Source organism: Arenibacter algicola (assembly GCF_018860365.1).
Lineage (GTDB): Bacteria > Bacteroidota > Bacteroidia > Flavobacteriales > Flavobacteriaceae > Arenibacter > Arenibacter algicola_B.
Map to the genome: position 1 here is coordinate 1 of NZ_JAHKPO010000015.1, position 19,288 is coordinate 19,288.

Annotated in this window: 19 protein-coding genes; 5 read left to right on the forward strand and 14 right to left on the reverse strand. The window is 38.8% G+C overall.

The genetic code is table 11. The features are described 5' to 3' along the window. Positions 1-78: 78 nt before the first annotated feature. The 3 genes from KO529_RS14405 to KO529_RS14415 form a co-directional block, all read right to left on the reverse strand. Positions 79-1,011, reverse strand: coding sequence for a peptidylprolyl isomerase (locus tag KO529_RS14405; protein WP_215948585.1), 933 nt, complete (start codon positions 1,009-1,011; stop codon positions 79-81). Between the two features lie 154 nt (positions 1,012-1,165). Beyond that, the gene (locus KO529_RS14410; protein WP_215948586.1) at positions 1,166-2,539 is read right to left on the reverse strand and encodes a M20/M25/M40 family metallo-hydrolase; all 1,374 of its coding nucleotides are present in this window, start codon (positions 2,537-2,539) and stop codon (positions 1,166-1,168) included. Then, entirely contained in the window at positions 2,536-3,414 is an 879-nt protein-coding gene (locus KO529_RS14415) for a PPK2 family polyphosphate kinase (protein WP_215948587.1), read from the reverse strand. The genes KO529_RS14410 and KO529_RS14415 overlap by 4 nt, the downstream gene beginning before the upstream one ends. A gap of 416 nt (positions 3,415-3,830) precedes the next feature. Between KO529_RS14415 and KO529_RS14420 the strand changes: the two genes are divergently transcribed. Beyond that, positions 3,831-4,520, forward strand: a complete 690-nt coding sequence (locus tag KO529_RS14420; RefSeq protein WP_215948588.1) for a hypothetical protein — start codon at positions 3,831-3,833, stop codon at positions 4,518-4,520. A 110-nt stretch (positions 4,521-4,630) separates the two neighbouring features. On the opposite strand, the gene KO529_RS14425 is transcribed toward KO529_RS14420, so the two are convergent. From KO529_RS14425 to KO529_RS14470, 10 genes are all read right to left on the reverse strand, one after another. Further along, a complete protein-coding gene (locus KO529_RS14425) occupies positions 4,631-5,794 on the reverse strand; it encodes a sigma-54-dependent transcriptional regulator (protein ID WP_215948589.1) in 1,164 nt (387 codons plus the stop codon). A gap of 11 nt (positions 5,795-5,805) precedes the next feature. After that, the gene (locus tag KO529_RS14430; RefSeq protein WP_215948590.1) at positions 5,806-6,684 is read right to left on the reverse strand and encodes a DUF6268 family outer membrane beta-barrel protein; all 879 of its coding nucleotides are present in this window, start codon (positions 6,682-6,684) and stop codon (positions 5,806-5,808) included. Then, entirely contained in the window at positions 6,674-7,570 is an 897-nt protein-coding gene (locus KO529_RS14435) for a mechanosensitive ion channel family protein (protein WP_215948591.1), read from the reverse strand. The genes KO529_RS14430 and KO529_RS14435 overlap by 11 nt, the downstream gene beginning before the upstream one ends. 1 nt (position 7,571) lies before the next feature. Continuing rightward, a complete protein-coding gene (locus KO529_RS14440) occupies positions 7,572-8,909 on the reverse strand; it encodes an ABC transporter permease (protein ID WP_215948592.1) in 1,338 nt (445 codons plus the stop codon). Between the two features lie 5 nt (positions 8,910-8,914). Then, positions 8,915-9,838, reverse strand: coding sequence for an ABC transporter ATP-binding protein (locus tag KO529_RS14445; RefSeq protein WP_215948593.1), 924 nt, complete (start codon positions 9,836-9,838; stop codon positions 8,915-8,917). Between the two features lie 688 nt (positions 9,839-10,526). After that, entirely contained in the window at positions 10,527-11,651 is a 1,125-nt protein-coding gene (gene dnaJ / locus KO529_RS14450; protein WP_215948594.1) for a molecular chaperone DnaJ, read from the reverse strand. A 9-nt stretch (positions 11,652-11,660) separates the two neighbouring features. After that, positions 11,661-12,233: a nucleotide exchange factor GrpE gene (locus tag KO529_RS14455; protein WP_215948595.1), complete on the reverse strand. Its 573-nt coding sequence runs from the start codon at positions 12,231-12,233 to the stop codon at positions 11,661-11,663. A 146-nt stretch (positions 12,234-12,379) separates the two neighbouring features. Continuing rightward, complete coding sequence (locus KO529_RS14460; protein ID WP_215948596.1) at positions 12,380-13,342, reverse strand: TIGR01777 family oxidoreductase; 963 nt, start codon at positions 13,340-13,342, stop codon at positions 12,380-12,382. Positions 13,343-13,472: 130 nt separating this feature from the next. Next, complete coding sequence (gene mnmD / locus KO529_RS14465; protein WP_215948597.1) at positions 13,473-14,138, reverse strand: tRNA (5-methylaminomethyl-2-thiouridine)(34)-methyltransferase MnmD; 666 nt, start codon at positions 14,136-14,138, stop codon at positions 13,473-13,475. A 1-nt stretch (position 14,139) separates the two neighbouring features. Continuing rightward, positions 14,140-14,643, reverse strand: coding sequence for a DUF4920 domain-containing protein (locus KO529_RS14470; RefSeq protein ID WP_252734423.1), 504 nt, complete (start codon positions 14,641-14,643; stop codon positions 14,140-14,142). A gap of 105 nt (positions 14,644-14,748) precedes the next feature. On the opposite strand from KO529_RS14470, the gene KO529_RS14475 reads away from it, so the two are divergent. Further along, positions 14,749-15,822: a branched-chain amino acid aminotransferase gene (locus KO529_RS14475; protein WP_215948598.1), complete on the forward strand. Its 1,074-nt coding sequence runs from the start codon at positions 14,749-14,751 to the stop codon at positions 15,820-15,822. A gap of 94 nt (positions 15,823-15,916) precedes the next feature. On the opposite strand, the gene KO529_RS14480 is transcribed toward KO529_RS14475, so the two are convergent. Further along, a complete protein-coding gene (locus KO529_RS14480; RefSeq protein WP_215948599.1) occupies positions 15,917-16,306 on the reverse strand; it encodes a nucleoside triphosphate pyrophosphohydrolase family protein in 390 nt (129 codons plus the stop codon). 667 nt (positions 16,307-16,973) lie between these two features. On the opposite strand from KO529_RS14480, the gene crcB reads away from it, so the two are divergent. From crcB to KO529_RS14495, 3 genes are all read left to right on the forward strand, one after another. After that, positions 16,974-17,342: a fluoride efflux transporter CrcB gene (gene crcB / locus KO529_RS14485; protein ID WP_215948600.1), complete on the forward strand. Its 369-nt coding sequence runs from the start codon at positions 16,974-16,976 to the stop codon at positions 17,340-17,342. Positions 17,343-17,639: 297 nt separating this feature from the next. Then, positions 17,640-17,978 (forward strand): P-II family nitrogen regulator, encoded by a 339-nt coding sequence (locus KO529_RS14490; protein WP_111625191.1) that lies wholly within the window; start codon positions 17,640-17,642, stop codon positions 17,976-17,978. 30 nt (positions 17,979-18,008) lie between these two features. Beyond that, positions 18,009-19,259 carry an ammonium transporter gene (locus KO529_RS14495; RefSeq protein WP_215948601.1) on the forward strand — a complete coding sequence of 417 codons (1,251 nt, stop codon included), beginning with the start codon at positions 18,009-18,011 and terminating at the stop codon, positions 19,257-19,259. Positions 19,260-19,288: the final 29 nt, after the last annotated feature.

The window sequence follows — 19,288 nt, forward strand, 5'->3', positions numbered from 1 at the left end:
CTTATTTTAGGACGGGACAGCCATAGTAAAAAAAAGGCCCTAATTTCTTAGGGCCTTTTTTTTATAGGAATGGGGATCTTATCCTATCCCCATTAATTCAACGTCAAATATAAGGGTGGCATTTGGTGGAATAACCCCTCCAGCGCCTGCACTTCCATAGGCCAAATTAGAAGGAATTACAAACCTGGCCTTGTCCCCAACCTTCAATAGGCCGATGCCTTCATCCCATCCTGGAATTACCTGGCCTACACCTAATTGAAAACTAATAGGTTCCTTCCTCTTATAGGAAGAATCAAAAACTTGACCGTTCAACAAAGATCCTTCATAATGCACGGAAACATTTTTTCCGCTGACAGATTTGGCTCCCTTTCCCTCTTGAACAATTTTATATCTAAGTCCGCTTTCAGTTTCGTTAAAGCCTGCGGCTACCTTATCCAATTCAGCAGCTAGTTTTTTCTTTTCCTCGGCAAGTCTTTTTTCCCTTGAACCCTCAAAAGTCCTAAAAGCTTCTACCGCATTCCATTTATCAGCTTCTTCACCTATTCTTTCTATGGTTAAACTTTCTATTTTATCACCTTGTTTAATAGCATCCACAACATCCTGACCTTCTACTACGCGCCCAAAAACGGTATGCTTGTTATCTAACCAAGGAGTAGCTACATGCGTAATAAAAAATTGGGTTCCATTTGTTCCTGGACCGGCATTGGCCATGGATAGTACACCAGGTCCGTCATGAGTAAGGTCTGGATGAAATTCATCATCAAATTTATAACCTCCGTCACCCGTCCCAGTTCCCAGTGGACAGCCACCTTGAATCATGAAATCCGGAATAACCCTATGGAATTTTAATCCATCGTAATAAGGCTTACCTTGAGCTTTGATACTATTTTCTAGATTACCTTCCGCCAAGGCTACAAAGTTACCCACAGTCCCAGGGGTTTTATCATGGGTAAGCTTTACCAGTATTTCTCCTTTCGAAGTATTGAATTTTGCGTAAATTCCGTCTTGCATATCGCTGTTTTTTAATTAGTCCGCAAAGGTAAGGATAAGTTTTCTGTTTATAAAAAGCTCTGTAGATTAGAAAACATTAATCTAGCCTCTTACAAGCATTATACACAATAAACTTCCTTCCGCCAGGTCCTATGCCTATCGTTAGAGGCAGTAACTATTTAATGCCATATTGATCAAAGAGGTAGATTAAACTGGCCATAGAGGCAGCTCCAAGTTCCAATTCCCTTTTATTTACATGGGCAAAGGTATCGTTTGCAGAATGGTGATGATCAAAATACCGCTGACTGTCAGGTCTTAATCCCGCTAAAACAATATTATCATTTTTTAACGGTCCAATATCCGCTCCACTCCCGCCTTTTACAAACAGATGTACCAAATAGGGTTCAAACAAACTTTTCCAACCCTCGACCTGCTTAAAATTGGCCTGATTGCAATCAAAAGAAAATCCACGAGGCGTAAAACCACCGGAATCACTTTCGAGGGCAAAAATATGTTTCTCATTATTTTTGGACGCCTGCTCCGCATAGGTGGTACCGCCACGAAGCCCGTTTTCCTCGTTCATAAAGAGCACCACACGTATGGTGCGTTTAGGCCTATATCCTGTAGCCTTTAACAACCTCAGTACTTCCATGCTCTGCACACATCCGGCACCATCATCATGTGAACCATCACCCAAATCCCAGGAATCCAAATGTCCTCCCACTACCAAAATTTCATTTGGATAGATACTCCCTTTTATTTCCCCAATTACATTATAGGAATCTACATCTGGCAATATTTTACAATTTTGTCTAAAGAAAAAATTTATGCCCGGATTAAGTTTCAAGGTAGCACTTAGCAGTTCTGCCCCATTGGTACTTATGGCCGCAGCGGGAATCCTGCTTTCCATTGGTGTGTCTCCATAACTCATAGCACCCGTATGGGGAAAATCGTCCAATCTAAGGTTCAACGATCTTACAATAACCCCTACAGCCCCGTATTTGACCGCTTCTGCCGCACCTGAATATCGTTGGTCCCCGCAGCCCTTGTAGGACATAAAGGTGTTAATATTGGTTGGGTCCATGGCTTTATTAAAAAATACGATCTTACCTTGAATTTTCTCTTTCCCCAATACTTTTAAGCCTTCGATCCCCTGCACCTCTACAACCCCGGCCTTTATACCGCCAAAGGGGGTTGCTACAGATCCGCCCAAAGCGCAAATAGGAACATTGTTGGTCAATCCGGGATCGCTCTCTATATAAGCAAATTCCGGTGTTCCCCTCACCCATTTTGGGACTTTAACGGGCTGAAGCCAAACGCGGTCCAACCCCATGGTATCCAGAACTTTTTTTGTGTAATCCACGGCCTTCTGTGCCTGTAAAGAACCTGAAAGCCTTCCTCCAATCTGATTGGATAAATAATTTAACCAAGCATAGCCCTTTCCATTGGTAAGGGCCGTATTGTATATTTCATTAATTTGTTTTTGATCATTGTCCTGCGCTTCAATCTGAGTTGTAATTAGTAAAAATACCAGCAATAAATACCTCATTCGTTTTCCAGTTGTTTTTTATATTGTTCTAAATTAGCTTTTATTTTATCATCCAGTTCCGGTTCCCTTATATCTTTGTATTTTTTTAACTCTTCATATAAAATAGAAGCAACTATTAAGCGGGCAGCCTTTTTGTTGTCCGAAGGAATAACAAACCAAGGGGCATGCGGTTTTGAAGTATTGTTAAGTGCATCTTCATAGCATTTTTGGTACTGATCCCATATAAGTCTTTCCTTTAAATCCCCAGGGGAGAACTTCCAATTTTTCTTCCTTAATTCCAACCTGCGTAATAAGCGTTGTCGCTGCTCTTCTTTGGACAAATGCAGAAAAAATTTAAATATAATAGTTCCATTTTCTGCAATATGGCGTTCAAAATTATTTATTTGCTCAAAGCGTTTGTCCCAAAAACTTTGATCTATGTCATCTACACTATGGATCCCAGGAATATGTTCGTTCATAATGTATTCCGGATGCACCCTGGTTACCAAAACATTCTCGTAATGTGTGCGGTTAAAAACCCCAAATTTTCCCTTGGCAGGCAGGGCAATATAATGCCGCCAAATATAGTCGTGCTTTAATTCCAATTCTGTTGGCACCTTAAAACTGTGGACTACCACTCCCCTGGCATTAAAATCTTTGAATACTTCCCTGATCAAGCTATCTTTCCCTGCAGTATCGGTACCCTGTAAACAAATTAAAACGCTGTATTTACCATGGGCATACATGGTATCCTGAAACTCCCCCAGCTCTATCCTAACGCTTTCCAGCGCTTTCCTTAATTTTTTGTCCAAGGACTCCAAATCTTCCCTTGTATTTAAATCTGCTAATTTAATTTCGCTATCAACCCTATAAGTCGCTGCTTCTATGTTCTTCATGAATTAGTTTTAGTGCTCCATTATTGAGCAATTAAAAACAAAAAATATATGAAATTTTTCATATTACCTAAAAGATAAGGCTAGAATCCCTTAAGTAATAGGAATTATTGGAGATTTCTAAAATATTAACTCTTGTCGTAAGCCATATGCCATTTATAGGGCATTAAATCTGTTTCTGACAATAGGGAATTGCCTTTACTTTTCCAAAGTAAAATAAGAGACCTTGTGGGACTTTATCGATCATTTATTAGGAAATCCGTAGAAAAAAATAACCGTATATCCATAGAAAGCTTCAATTGGTCTAAAAAAGTAGTCCATATCTGTACTTCATCGAAAAAATCATGAAAAAATAAAGTCGTAAGATTACCTTTACAAGGTTATATTTCCCAGTATAACGATAAACTAAAACCTACTTTATGAGACTTTCCGTTATAACTGTTTGTTCTTTGGCGCTGTTTATTTTTTCATCCTTTAAGAGTAACAAAGCCTGTGAATACGCCGGTTCCAATATCGGTTACATCCAATCACAAACTGAAAAGGCAATAGCCAACGAAGACATTAACATGTCCAAATATTTTGCCTATAAAGCGTTGAACGCCATAGTGAAATCCAAGTCCCAATTAGAAGATTGCGGCTGCGAGCATGCCATGGAGCTTATACACGAAAGTTCTGTTAACTTAACCAACGCTACCAGGGCTACCTCTCTACCAAGTGTCAAAATATTACTAAAAAAGGCTTTGGATAATGCTTTGGGAAGTATGGAAGCCTTGGACGAACACGACTCCCATGATAGCAGGTACAATAATGATGTTCTGGCCATGAACACCAAGACTTCCATAGCTGAAAAAGAATCACATAGACCTCTGGATAAAAATACCCTTGAAATCAAAGTGGATATTGCTTTGGAAAAGTTCAAGGAATCTTTGGACAAGGTGGTAGAGTCTGTGGACTGCAAGGAAGCCACGGCATTTGCACAAAACGTGTACAATATTTGTGAACAGCAACTTATGAAACCTAATCTTTCCGAAGGCAAAAAATATTACAACTTAAAAACCAAGGAAATTGCTGCCAATGCCCTTAAAAAGTTGAGCGGTTGCAATAACTAGGAATTAGGCTGAAAAATAGATAAATAAAGCGGGATTTATCCCCAAACGGCTAATTATCACCTTTAGCCATAGATACCCAATTAGCCCTTCACCATTACAACCAATGTTGTTTATTTACTGGCAAAAGATTTTACATCTTCCTCGTTTACCTCATTGCCCCCAAGTATTATAAGGCGCTCTACAACATTTCTCAACTCCCTAATATTCCCTGTCCAATCATACCCCTTTAATAGGGAAATGGCTTTTGCCGAAAATGTTTTTGGCGCACTTCCATGCTCGGAGGCTATTTTTTCGGAGAAATGCTTTATAAGTAAAGGAATATCATCCCTTCTATCGTTTAAGGCAGGAACCTTAATAAGAATTACGGCCAGCCTATGGTATAGGTCTTCACGGAACCTTCCGTTTTCTATTTCCTTTTTTAGGTCCTTATTGGTTGCGGCCACTACTCTGACATCTACTTTGATATCTTTATCCGACCCAACCCTGCTTATTTTATTCTCCTGAAGTGCCCTGAGTACCTTTGCTTGGGCAGAGAGGCTCATATCCCCTATTTCGTCCAAAAATATAGTTCCACCATTGGCGGCCTCAAACTTACCGGCCCGGTCCTTTACAGCTGACGTAAAAGCTCCCTTAACGTGCCCAAAAAGTTCGCTCTCTATCAATTCGGAAGGGATTGCCGCACAGTTGACCTCTATTAAAGGATTGGCATTTCGTTCGCTTTTTTCATGGATCCAATGGGCCACAAGTTCCTTACCGGTACCATTGGAACCCGTAATGAGGACTCTGGCATCGGTTGGGGCCACCTTCTCTATCATTTCCTTAATTACGGAGATTTCTTTGCTTTCTCCGATCATTTCATAGTTTTTACTAACTTTTTTCTTTAAGATCTTGTTCTCCACTACCAAATCCTTTCTATCCAAGGCATTGCGCACGGTAGTCAACAACCTGTTTAGATCTGGCGGTTTCGAAATATAATCGAAGGCACCGAGCCTCATGGTATTCACTGCCGTATCCAAGTCTCCGTGCCCGGAAATCATAATAAAGGGGATTTCGGGCTTTATTTTTCTAGCTGCTTCCAAAACTTCGACCCCATCCATTTTGGGCATTTTTATATCGCACAGTACAAGATCAAAATCATCTTTTTTTATTGTTTCCAACCCCATCAACCCATCTTCGGCCTCCTCTACTTTATAGTTTTCATTTTCCTCCGAAAGGATTTTTACCAAAACCCTTCTAATGGCCGATTCATCCTCTATAACTAGTATTCTAGACATAATTAAGTATTTTAAATTCCAATTCTAAAACCTGTTCTAAAATAGAAACTAGGCTGATCGTTCAATGTAAAAATATCATTTCGGTCTTCATCCCTCAGCACACCTGCCTGAAACAAGGTATGGCCGGCATAGCCATAAAAGAAAATATTTTTGGCCACCGCATATTGGTATCCCAATGTAAACAAAGCAACCGAGGTGGAAATGGAAGAGGCAACACCAGAATCCGAGCTAATCACCGTATTCTGTAAATTTACGTAATATCCATCCAAAATAAACTCCGTTTGCAGCATATGATTATCGTTAAAAAAGTACTTCATACCACTTTTTGGAGCCCCCACCACATATGCCCAATTGGGATGAAACCTCTTTTCAAAATAGACCAAGGGCAAAGGCACTCTAATGGCTACCGTTGAGTTATAGGCTATTCCCAATACCAAGCGTGTTGGTTTCTCAATTTTTGGTCTATCCCGAAGCGCCCCTATGGTCATGTTCACGGAGACATCCCCTTGACCAATATCGTTGGTCAAAGTTGACGATAAACGAGGTGTTAACACCCCAACAAAGCGCCAGTCCGTATTGTATTGCAATATGTAGGCCATATTTAAATCGGCCACGTGAAATGTTTCTGTGATTACATCGTCATAAGGTGTTCTACGATTTAGATCGTATTCAATGCGGTTGTATTCGCCCCCGACAATAATATTGTCGTTCTTCCCCACTTTAATTGGCACGTTGGCCACCAATTTAATTCTGGACAACTTTGCTTCAGCCGTATTTCTGGGCATTAGCATATACTCCAACCTAAAAACATCCGGTGTTTGGGCAAGACAAAAATTGATCGACAATAAGAATCCCAATATGAATTCCCTACCCTTTATTCTAATTCCCATTCCCAACATCCTTTTTTTCGACTTGCATTGTTTGAATTGGACGGGATTGAAACATATGCACATCCCTTTGAGGAAAAGGAATACTTATATTATGTTCCCTAAATTTAGCATCAATCATATACCGCATAGCACTTTTAATTTTTGGATCTCCATAACTGTCATTAATGAAAAAATTGATGGAAAACAATAATGCAGAATCCCCAAAGTCTTCAAAAAGAACAAATGGCTTGGGATTTTTTAAGACCCCTTTCTGTTCACTAGCGATATTTTCCAAAATTTTAGTCACCAAAACAACATCGCTTCCATAGGCCACTCCAACCTTAACGTTCTCCCTAGTACTTTTATGATTTTGAGTATAATTATAAATGCTATCCGTTAAAAATTGATGGTTGGGAATTATAATTACCTTGTCATCCCTTGTAAGTGCCCTCGTAGTCCTTAATCGTATTTCAAACACCTGTCCTACTTTTTGATTTACCTCCACAATATCCCCAACGCGCAAGGACTGATCTGTTATAATCAGAATACCGGAGATGATGTCCTGGAACAAATATTGAAGGGCAAATCCCAAACCAACAAACAGTGCCGCCGACGCGGTCAACAAGACGGTGAGATTAACCCCGGAGGTATGCAGAATAACCAACACCACAAATATGTAGAACAAGTATCTTAAAAATCCAAAAACACTGATAAACTTATTCTTGTCCTCTTCAGGCAACTTTGCAGTGACCAGTTTGTGAACCAGTTTTAGGAAAAAGTTTACTACAATTATTGAAATAATTATGGTTAAAAAGGTAGCTGCCGTTATATCCACCTTATCCCCATTCCAAATTTTATAGCTTAGGAATTCATTCAAGCCATTAAAAAAATTCTTTAGTTCTTCCATACTAATATTTCAGCCATTTAAGCAAATCCCTATAAGAAGGCTTTTTTCCGTACATCAATATCCCTACCCTATATATTTTGGCCGCCAGCCATACAATACCGATAAAAGTGATAATTAATAGTAGAATAGAAACCACAACCTCCCAAATTGGCACCCCTCCTTCACCGATACCGCCCGGTAGACGCATGAGCATTACAATAGGTGATGTTAAAGGAAATAATGAGAATCCTACAGCAATAGGGCCATGAGGGTTATTAAAGACAGAAAAGAAACCTACATAAATGGCCAACATTAATGGCAATATAATTGGAAAAATAAACTGTTGTGTATCTGTCTCGTTGTCTACCGCAGCCCCTATTGCCGCATATATTGAGCTATATATTAGGTAGCCGAGGACAAAATAGATCACAAAAAAACAAATAAGCATTATCCAAGGTATCCTAAAAAGTTCGTTCGCATATAATTGCATGGCAGAATCTGATGCTGCCACATAGGCAGCCCCCCCTATTAAACCAGGTGCATTAGTTGCCCCGGAATTAAGGGCGGATGGATCAATGTCGAAAACAAGAATCAATACACCGAACATTACAAAAGCCGAAATAATCCAGATAGCAAATTGGGTTACTCCGGCCAAGGAGGTCCCAATAATTTTTCCCAGCATAAGCTGAAAGGGTTTCACTGAAGAGATAATTACTTCTATTATCCTAGTTGTTTTTTCCTCTATCACACTGCGCATAACAAATCCACCATAAATAATGATGAACATCATGATCAGGTACCCAAATGCCCCACCTATAAACGCCTTGATTTCGGTTATTCCCTTCAGGTTCTGTTCCCCGGTAAAGGTAGCAGTCTTGATTTCAAAATTATTGCCCACACTCTCGAAATCGGATACCGACACCCCTAGTTCCTGTAATCGCTGCAAACGTAAACGGTCTTCGAACACATCTTCCAAATTATCCAATAAAGAAGAACCCGGAGCATCCTTGCTGTAAAAGAAAGACCTGCTTGCCACTTGTTCCAAGTCCTGTTCATTGGGAATGTAAAGCAAGCCATAAAATCCCATTTTCTGAATAGAGTCCTTCGCCGCCTCCAAGCCAATATCCTTAAACTTTACATACGAAGTGCTTTCCGTTCCCTGAAAATCTGTGGAAAAATAATTGCTTTCATTTAATATGCCAATAGTCCTTATTTCGTTATCATTGATCTTGGTCAGATACACAATAAGAACTACCATTCCCACCATGAGGATCGGACTCAAAAAAGTCATGACCACAAATGATTTATTTCGAACTTTTGCTAAATATTCGCGTTTTATGATGAGCGATAACTTACCCATAAACATTATTTGGATTGAACGGTTCTTATAAATATGTCGTTTGCTGATGGAATTGTCTCCATAAAATTGTTGACATTTGCCTTGCCCGATAAATGGGATAGAAAGGGACCTGTATCATCAGAGGGCAATTGCACCGTAAAATTTAGTTGCAATCCATCGTCTACATATTCCGAAGATAGAATTTCAAATTTATCCTTTAGATCCTCCAAGAGTCCGTTGGCGCTTTGTATACCTAGTCCTACCTTATAAATATTATTCCTATATGCTTTTTTTATATCACTAAGTTTGCCATCCAATATTTTCTCGGACTTGTGTACCAAGGCAATATACTCGCATAATTCCTCCACAGATTCCATTCGGTGCGTAGAAAAAATTATGGTGGTGCCTTTATCCCTTAATTGAAGGATTTCATCTTTAATAAGATTGGCATTTATAGGATCAAAACCGCTAAAGGGCTCATCAAAGATCAGAAGTTTTGGCTCGTGTAAAACTGTAACAATGAATTGGATCTTTTGAGCCATGCCCTTGGAGAGTTCCTGTATTTTCTTATTCCACCAATCCCCGATCTCCAGTCTATCGAACCAATATTTTAACCTGTTTTTGGCATCGGCCTTGGACAGTCCTTTTAACTGGGCAAGATATAGGGCCTGCTCCCCCACTTTCATACTTTTATAAAGTCCCCTTTCCTCGGGCAAATATCCAATCATAGAAATATGTTGGGCCTGCAAAGGCTTGCCATCAAAGAAAATTGCCCCATGATCCGGATAAATTATTTGATTAATTATCCGTATCAATGTGGTTTTCCCAGCTCCATTGGGTCCCAGCAGACCGTAGATACTATTTTTGGGAATTTCCAATGAAACTTTGTTGAGAGCTATATGGCTCCCAAACTGCTTGGAAACCTCATTAGCGACCAATATATTATTCATGTATGCAATTTCCCCAAAGATATATAATTGCTATTTAAGAGATAGGCCGGAAATTTATAAATTATACTTTTTCACATTATTTAACTATGACAATATTATGAACCGCGGACTACGTAAAATTTCGAAATAAGAAATGCCAAAATACCCTATGCTACAAATAAAAAATCTTGATAGAAATGGGTTTCAGCAAAAAAACTTACCAAGTTCAACGCTGAGATTCCGCCAAGGGGCGGGATTAGTTCAACCAACCATGTTTACTGCGCTCCTTCGGAGTTTTCGGACATCCCTACTAAGAGATCCCGCCAAAGGGCGGGATTAGTTCAACCGGCCGTGTTTACTGCGCTCCTTCGGAGCTTACGGACATCCCTACTAGGAGATCCCGCCAAAAGGCGGGATTAGTTCAACCATCCAACTTTAATTCGCTTCCCTGAAGCTCTTAAAGTCAGGATTTCACTAACAAAACCCACCCGGCATAACGTTAAGATCCCGCCAAAGGGCGGGATTAGTTCAACCAACCGTGTTTATTGCACCCCTTCGGGGCTTATAAAAACGGGGTTTCACTAAAAAACAAAACCCACCCTTAACGAATCAAGGATGGGAAAAAAAATTGCTATGAAAAAGAAAATAATACTGGTTTCCCAATATTATCTCAAATATACGTTTTTTATTTAAAACCGTAATCGCTCTTCTAGGAGAACATATCCTTGACCTTTTCGAAGAAAGATTTATCCGATTTCTCGGGTCTAGGCTCAAAATTTTCGTTGTTCTGCATACGCTCGAAAAAATCCTTTTGCTCCTTATTTAATTCTTTTGGTGTCCAAACATTTACGTGCACCAATAAATCTCCACTGCCATAGCCGTTTAAACTGGTAATACCTTTTCCTCTTAACCTTAAGATTTTACCGGACTGAATCCCAGCTTCCAATTTAATCCTTACCTTACCTCCAACGGCATCAATCTCTTTAGAGGTACCTAAAACTGCTTCAGAAATACTAATATAAAGGTCGTAATGAAGATTATCCCCTTCGCGCTTTAGCGTATCGTGCTCTTCTGTCTCAATGGCCACCAATAAATCCCCGGGAACTCCATTTCCTGGAGCATCGTTTCCTTTGTTGGGTACTTTTAACTGCATACCATCCTCTACCCCAGCAGGAATATTGATACTCACGGTTTCCTCAGAAACCTTTAGTCCATTGGCATCCGCATCACTAGGTTTCTTATCAATAATTTGTCCACTTCCCCCACAGGCACTACAGGTAGCTGCGGTCTGCATTCTTCCGAGAATTGTATTGGTTATTTTGGTTACCTGTCCACGACCTCCACAGGTCCCGCAGGTTTGATAGGTTACCCCTTCTGCCTGAACTTTTCTCCTTACTTTTATTTTCTTTTCAACCCCATTCGCTATTTCCTCGAGGGTCAACTTAACCCTGATTCTTAAATTGCTTCCCTTTACACGTCTTTGGCCACCACCGCCACCAAATCCGGAAAAGCCACTAAAGCCTCCACCGCCAAAGGCACCGCCGAAAATATCACCGAACTGGCTAAAAATATCATCCATATTCATGCCACCGCCGCCAAATCCGCCGCCGCCCTCAAAGGCTGCATGACCATACTGGTCATAACGTGCTTTCTTATTAGGGTCGCTTAATACTTCATAGGCTTCGGCCGCTTTCTTAAACATTTCCTCTGCCTTGGCATCACCAGGGTTCTTGTCAGGATGGTACTCGATTGCCTTTTTCCGGTAAGCTTTCTTTACTTCAGCCGCTGTAGCATTTTTCCCAATGCCCAAGATGTCATAATAATCCTCCTTCATAAAATATTTTTAATTTCCAACAACCACTTTTGGATGGCGTATAATTTTATCACCCAGTTTAAAACCTTTTTCTACTACATCTACTACCTTTCCTTTCAACTTTTTACTAGGAGCTGGAATTTGGGTGATAGCATCGTGAATTTCCGCATCAAAAGCGTCACCTTGCTTGACTTCAATTTCTTGCAGACCTTTATTTTTTAAGGTTTCCTTGAATTTATTGCTTATTAATTCTACGCCCTTGAACATTTCCTGATCCTCCGATTTGGTAATTTCCTTTAATGCACGGTCAAAATCATCAATAACTGGCAGTAATGACACAATAACTTCTTGGCCTGCCGTTTTAAACAAATCCATTCTTTCCTTGGATGTACGTCTTTTATAATTCTCAAATTCTGCAAAAAGACGTAAAAACTTGTCCTTTTCCTTATTCAGATCTTCCTGCAATTGCTCTTCCTGGCTAAGTTCTTCTCTTTGATCAAAGTCCCCGCCCCCGGTAGATGAACCGTCTTGTTCCGATTCTTGATTCTCTATATTGTTCAGAACATCATCTTCCATCTCTTCTGTTTTATTTTCGTTGCTCATTTAAAATACATTTATATACTTCCGAATTTCAAATGGCAAAAGTACTGCCAATTCTTTAAAAATGTCATAATGTCATTAAACTTTATAAAAAAACATCCGCCAATGGCGGATGTTCAGAACTCAAAAAACTATTATGATTATTATGCCTATGAAAAAAACTCATTCCGGTAGAGCGCATCCATAGCCCTATACTCTCCTTTGTCCAAATAAATATTTTCCAATGCCCTGCAAATATTGGGATATATAAAATCAAAACCCGAATCTTCAATTTTTTTACTACTTACACGCTGACTGGCAAATAACAAATAGGACATTTCACCTAAAACCAAACGCATCAGTGTTCTTGGAATATTGGGCAGAAACAAAGGTCTTTGCAAAACTCTTGCAATTTCCTTGGTAAGCTTAACATTGGTCACCGGATTTGGGGCCACCGCATTATAAATTCCCGTTAGGTCATTTGAAATTACATGTAGAAATAACCGGCCTAGATCTTGAAGATGAATCCAAGATTGCCATTGATTGCCCGAACCCATGGCAGCCCCCATATAATATTTTACGGGCTTGGCCATTTCCGGCAATGCTCCTCCTTTATCGGACATTACCAATCCTATCCTAATCTTGGCAGTTTGGATATTCAATTTTTCAAAGGCATCTACCTCTTTCTCCCAAATAGATACCACCTCGCCCAAGAAACTATCATCTATATCTTCTACATCTTCCCTATAATATTGGGAAAGGGAATTGGGGTAAATCCCTATTGCTGAAGCAGACACTATTGTTTTAATACTATGCGCTCCTACTTTGGATATAGCCCCCAACAAAGTTCTCAGGGATTTTACCCTACTGTTAAGTATCTTTTTTTTATTGCTTCGTGTCCATCTCTTAGATATGCTGGACCCTGCTAGATTGATTATTGTAGTTACCCCATTGAAGCAATTTGCATCTATTTCATCTTTTTCCGGATTCCAGTAAAAGCCATTAAAATCCGTCTGGGAAACGATTTTATCCTTATTGGTGGTCAAGTAATTTACCGAGATATTGTTTTGTTTGCACAAATTCACAATTTCACTCCCCACCAAACCTGTTGCACCTGTTATCAAAACCTTCATACCCTTGCTTTCTTTCTATCAACTTTGATATAAATATATGGGTTTTTAGGATTTAAATGATTGAATTTAGTTTAGGTTTAACAGTCCAAGTCCTTGAGATGTGAAGTAATCCATAATAATAGTACAACAATTAAGAAACCTTTAAGGCTCTCAGCATTTCCCTTTTCCCTGGAGGCCCTGGTAAACGTTCCACAACAAACCCTACAGCCTGCATAGCTCTCCTAACACTTCCTTTGGCCGAATAGGTAACCAACACCCCATCTTTTTTCAATGCCTTGAACATAATGGCAAAAACTTCCTCGGTCCAAAGTTCTGGTTGCACCCTGGCACCAAAGGCATCGAAATAAATCAGATCAAACAGATTAACGTCTGAAATTTCCTTAAAATCGATCTGCTGTTTTATCAGTGAAAAATTGGCCGATATTGGATGTGATTGCTCCCAAGAAGTTTGGTGCATATTAAAAAAATGCTGTTCAAAATCCTTTGCATCCAGTGCCCCACTATAGTTTAACTGCTCCAGTTCTTCAGGGAGTACTGGATAAGCCTCTACACCTTTATAAGCTATATCCAAACCTAGCTTTTCAGATTCCACCAATGTTATAAGTGCATTCAAGCCCGTTCCGAAGCCTATTTCCAAAATAGACAATTGTCGGTCACGGAACAAGGACAAACCGTGCTTTATAAAAACATGATAAGCTTCCTGTACAGCACCGTGAATTGAATGGTACTGTTCGTTCCAATCTTCGATCTGAATGGTTTTGGAACCATCTGCGGTAGTTATGATTTTCCTTTTCAAATTATTCTTTTATCAGTATTCCATCTGCCTCAAAAGCATATTTTTTCTCAACCTTTATTATAGCAGCAATTTCCTCTTCAGATTTTCCCCCATCACGGGCAAAATGTCTTTGGTCCGTTATACTCATTTCTTCAACAAAGGCCAAACCATTTACAATAACCTCTTTTCCCACTAATTCCTGTGGTACAAAGAAACCATAGTCCTTAAATTTAACCATGCTTACTTCGCCATTCCCCAATTGCAATTTCATCCAACATCCTTTTGCCTTACAAACCTCCGTTACCAGACCGGAAAACTTGGATACAAGCCTATCTGCTTTGGACATTTTTTCATAATTCCCAAGCATTTCCCCACTACTTAAGGCGTCGGAATCGTCAAATTGAGTTCCAAAATATTCATAACTCTCGTCAATTAAGGATGTCTTGGTCGGCACCAACGTCTTATTTTGCGCCACACTAGCCGAAAACACCATAAAAATCACAATCAAAATGTTAAATTGCCTCAAAATATTCAGAATTTAAATCACTTTACAAAACTGGGTATTTTTAGACGAAAAAAGAAGTACTACTAATGATATTTGCTTAATTTTATTGCTTTAAATTAAATCTCTATGCAAACTGTTTCAAATTCAATAATAGTTGAGAAAGTTAAAGACTCGAAAATTGATAAAGTAGATTTTGATAATTTATCGTTTGGGAAGTATTTTACAGATCACATGATGGTCTGCGATTATAAGAATGGCGCTTGGGAAACACCAAAAATAGTTCCCTATCAACCCATTACGCTTGACCCATCCGCTAAAATTTTTCATTACGGACAATCTGTTTTTGAAGGAATGAAGGCCTATAAGGACAAAGATCAAAATGTCTGGCTCTTTCGTCCTTTGGAAAACCAAAAACGGATCAACATATCGTCCAAAAGACTTGCCATGCCGGAATTCCCTGAAAATTACTTTATGGACGGTTTAACGGCACTTTTGAAATTGGATCATAAATGGATTCCAACTGCCGAAGGAAGCTCCTTATATATTAGACCTTTTGTATTTGCGTCTGGATGCGGATTCCATGCTTCCCCCTCGGACGAATACAAATTTATTATTGCCTGTTCCCCATCGGCCTCCTATTTTGCTGGGAAGGTAAAAGTTTTGATAGAGGAGAAATATTCAAGATCGGCGAATGGTGGTGTAGGTTTTGCAAAGGCCGGTGGTAATTACGCCGGACAGTTTTACCCTACACAGTTGGCAGTTGAAAAGGGTTATAACCAAGTAATTTGGACCGATGACAACAGCCACGAATATATTGAGGAGGCTGGTGCCATGAATATTTTTGTTCGAATAAATGATACTTTAATTACCAGTCCTACGAGCGATAGAATATTGGACGGTATAACCAGAAAGAGCATTATAGAGATTGCCAAAGACGAAAACATAGCGGTAGAGGTTAGAAAAATTACAGTAAAGGAGGTTGTTGAAGCTTCAAAAAACGGTAGTCTTAAAGAAATGTTCGGAGCAGGTACCGCTGCGGTAATCTCCCCTATCGCCACTTTTGGTTACCAAGAAAAGGATTATGACCTTCCGGAAATAAAAGATAGTTACGCCTCCATTTTAAAGAAGCGTATTACAGACATACAATATAACAAGGCCGAAGATAAATTTGGCTGGAGATATCAAGTGGATATCAAGTAATATTAAATTTACACCTATAGAAAGCCCTTCTTCTGTAATAAATAGATGAAGGGCTTTTTTTTTGATTCAATTGTACATCCCAAAATTCGATGCCCTATTTTTTATCCAAAATGTCTACCAAGTTGGGCTTAAAATAATTGGGCCCTTTAAGCACTTTTCCATCCTCCCTATAAATAGGTTTGCCATCTTCTCCCAATTTACTCATATTGCTCCGTTGTATTTCCTCGAAAACTTCCTCAATTTTATATTGCATACCATGTTCCAGTATAGTTCCACACAATATATATAACATATCACCAAGGGCGTCCGCCACCTCAACTACATCGTTGTTGGTTGCAGCCTCCAAATATTCCTTATTTTCCTCGTCCATCAAATTAAACCGAAGTAAATTCTTATCCTTGCCCAAATCTGCCCTGATCTCTTTGGAAACACCCAACCCAAACGAATTATGAAACAATTCTACCGCACTAAGTTTACTTTTCATTATTGTAATTATTTAAGTTAGATTTGCGTAAAAATATAAATATGTTCAGTACCGGACAATTAATTTTTGCAGGTCTTTTCTTTGTCGCTTTTGTAGTAATTACTGCGATATCCTATCAAAAAGACAAAAAATTACATGAAAAAAATTACAAAGGCGTTAAATGGGTAGGACTTTTCTTCACATTATTCATAGTAATATTATTCCTTATTAAATATTTCCTTAAAAATTAACATTTATTTTTGCTTCCCCATAAAAAGAACACCCTCATATAACAAATTGGACTTTTAGAACGTTTAATGTACGAAATGACGTAATTTTGCGTTAAGTAACTAAATCACTTAGTTGTATGGTAACTTTTTTCAGTATTTTATTAGTTCTTATTGGCATAAACGCATTACTTTTTTTAGTTAGTTTTAACAGTAGCCCCAAAAAGAAAGAAAAGTCCGTCAAAAGTATTTCAGAATCTACTACAGTAATCTTCCCCCTAGATTTAATTAACTCGAAATATAAGAAGGCAGTTTAATTCTTGTCTAAAAGAAAATTAATGCACCTTTGCCTAAATACTATTTTATGGTAGTATTTACAATTACACTATGCCCATTATTGAGACCTTTATATATATGATATATTTTATTTACCTTGACCAAGGAATAAAAGCAATATGTAAATGAAGCAGTTTCTACTCGTCTTTCTTGGAGGGGGCCTAGGTAGCGGCTTACGGTTTTTAATAAGCAAAACATTCAATAATACTTTTCATAATTTTTTTCTCGGCACTTTTATAGCGAATATATTAGGTTGCCTGCTTATTGGTTTTATCTTAGGACTTTCTATTAAAAACAATTTCCTTACAGCCAATCAGACCTTATTATTAACTACAGGCTTCTGTGGTGGCTTCACTACTTTTTCAACTTTTGCCCTGGAACAACACTCCTTTCTAAAAACCGGGGACCTCATCAACTTTGCTGCTTATACCCTTGCCAGTCTTGTAATTGGAATCCTTGCCGTAGCTATGGGATTCTGGTTTTCCAAGTTATAAACTCCCATCAAAATCTTTTAACACATTTATTGACCTTTCTATTTATTTTGGTGGAATTGGTCATTTTCCTGCATTATCAATAGTAAAACACCAGAAAAGACGCGATTTTTTCAGTTTTTGACCAAAACAAGTGTTAAAAGTTTTAACAAATCAACATAATAATCTTTATGAATCACTATACCCTTAAAATAAATGGGGCATTTTTATATAAAATGTAATTCTAACGCATATACCCCCTAAAAAATAGGGGGGTATGCATTTAATATATATTTTTGTCTCATAAATAATAAATCAATTATGAAAAAAATCGAGGCAATTATTAGGAAGTCAAAATTTGATGACGTAAAAAAAGCGTTACATCAAATTGGAGTAAACTTTTTTAGTTACTGGGACGTAACGGGAGTTGGAAATGAAAAAGAAGGTCATGTCTATAGAGGCATTTCCTATAGTACATCCGACATTCAACGCAGGTATCTTTCCATTGTAATATCGGACGATTTCTTGGAGACTACCGTAAACACTATTCTGGAAACAGCGTATTCCGGCAACGTAGGTGACGGTAAAATTTTCGTTTCCGAAGTTTTGGAAGCCTATCGCATCAGAACAAAAGAAAGCGGAAAAGCAGGAATTAACTAAAAAAATTAAGAACCAACAAACAACAACAACATGGACGTAGGATTATTTACAGCAAATAACGTTTGGATGATGATATGTACGGCTCTCGTATTCTTCATGCATTTAGGATTTTCACTTTTGGAAATCGGACTAACCAGACAAAAAAACACAATCAACATTTTATTTAAGAACGTATTCATCATTTGTATAGGATTACTCCTATATTATATAGGAGGATTTAACCTTATGTATCCAGGTGATTTCAACGGCTATCTTGGTTTTGCAGGATTCGGCCTTGAAGCCCCCATACTCCCAGATGGTAGTTTGGACCTTACCTATAGTGAAGGATATACCTATTGGACAGACTTTCTTTTCCAAGCGATGTTTGCCGCAACAGCTGCTACCATTGTTTCTGGAGCAGTAGCAGAACGTATTAAACTAGGCGGATTCATGATATTCACCATAGTATATGTAGGTCTGGTATATCCAATTGTAGGATCTTGGCAATGGGGTGGCGGATTCCTTTCCACACTAGGTGGTGAAGATGGAGGTTTCCATGATTTCGCAGGATCTACCTTGGTACATTCCGTTGGAGGATGGGCAGCTTTAATTGCCATATATATATTAGGACCAAGAATTGGTAAATTTAACGAAGATGGCACACCAAATGCAATTCCAGGACACAACATTCCTTTGGCAGCAGCAGGGGTACTTATTCTTTGGTTAGGCTGGTTCGGCTTTAATGGAGGATCGGTATTATCTGCAGATCCAGCTGGGACTTCAATAGTATTGGTTACAACTTGTTTGGCAGCAGCTGCAGGTGGTATAGGATCTTTTATTTTATCTACAGTTCTTTACAAAAACTATGACCTTACCATGATGTTGAACGGTATCTTGGGCGGTTTGGTAGGAATTACAGCCGGAGCTGACTTAATGTCTCCTTTCGAGTCCATCCTTATAGGTCTAATTGCAGGTGCAGTTATTGTATTGGGTGTTGCCTTGGTGGACAAATTAAAACTGGACGATCCAGTTGGAGCAGTTGCAGTGCACCTTATCTGTGGTATCTGGGGTACTTTGGCAGTAGGAATCTTTGGAGTTAAAGCTGGTGTAACACAATTTTTATATCAGTTAACAGGAGTAGCTGCAGCTGGTGTTTTCTGCTGTGTTACTGCATTTATCATTCTTTTCGCAATCAAGAAAACTTCTGGTATCAGAGTTTCCAAAGAAGAAGAATTGGAAGGCTTGGATTTACATGAGCACGGAATGGATGCTTATGCCGACTTCAGAATGAACCAACACTAATAAACAAAACAAAAGGTAACGGAGCGTTT